1 protein-coding gene is annotated in these 583 nt (G+C 69.6%); it reads right to left on the bottom strand.

The window, feature by feature from the left end; genetic code table 11:
- Nucleotides 1-494 (bottom strand): DUF899 family protein (locus DBR23_RS24195; RefSeq protein ID WP_233250710.1); only part of this gene is annotated, 494 nt, incomplete at its 3' end.
- Between the last annotated feature and the right edge of the window lie 89 nt (nt 495-583).

Genomic DNA, 583 nt, shown 5'->3' with positions numbered 1-583 from the left:
AACACCTCGCCGTTGCCGCGTGCGCGCTGCTCGGGCGTGAAGCTCACGGCAAAGTCGTGGTTGAAGTCGCTGCCGTGCGATGACGCCCAGCGAAACTGCCAGCCCATGCGCTGGCGAAAGCGCTCGATCTCGGCCAGCGGCGCGCGCGAGACGGCGAGCACCGACACGTCGCGGTGCTGCAGGTGCAGCTCCATGCCGCCCATGTGGTCGGCCATGAAGGAGCAGCTGGGACAGCCCTGATCCCACCCCGGGCCGAACATGAAGTGCTGCACGAGCAGCTGGCTGCGGCCATCGAACAGGTCGGCCAAGGCGCGCGGGCCCTGCAGCGTGTCCAGCATGTAGCGCTTGTCCACGCGGGTCCAGGGCAGCGCGCGGCGCTGCGCGGCGACCTCATCATGCAGGCGGGTCAGGGCCTTCTCGCGGGCCAGCAGCGCGTGGCGCTGGGCCAGCCATTCGTCGGCAGAAACCACGGGGTGGGAAGTGGGTGCGTTCATGGGGGTGCTCCTGGTGGGTGGTGGATGACGTTGTGGGACGGAGAATTGCGTGGGGAGGGAGGCGCTCGCAGGCGCACCTGTCCCCGGCC

Origin of the sequence: Acidovorax sp. HMWF018 (genome assembly GCF_003061035.1) — a bacterium.
GTDB classification, from domain to species: domain Bacteria; phylum Pseudomonadota; class Gammaproteobacteria; order Burkholderiales; family Burkholderiaceae_C; genus Acidovorax; species Acidovorax delafieldii.
This window is presented reverse-complemented; position numbering and strand designations above follow the sequence as displayed.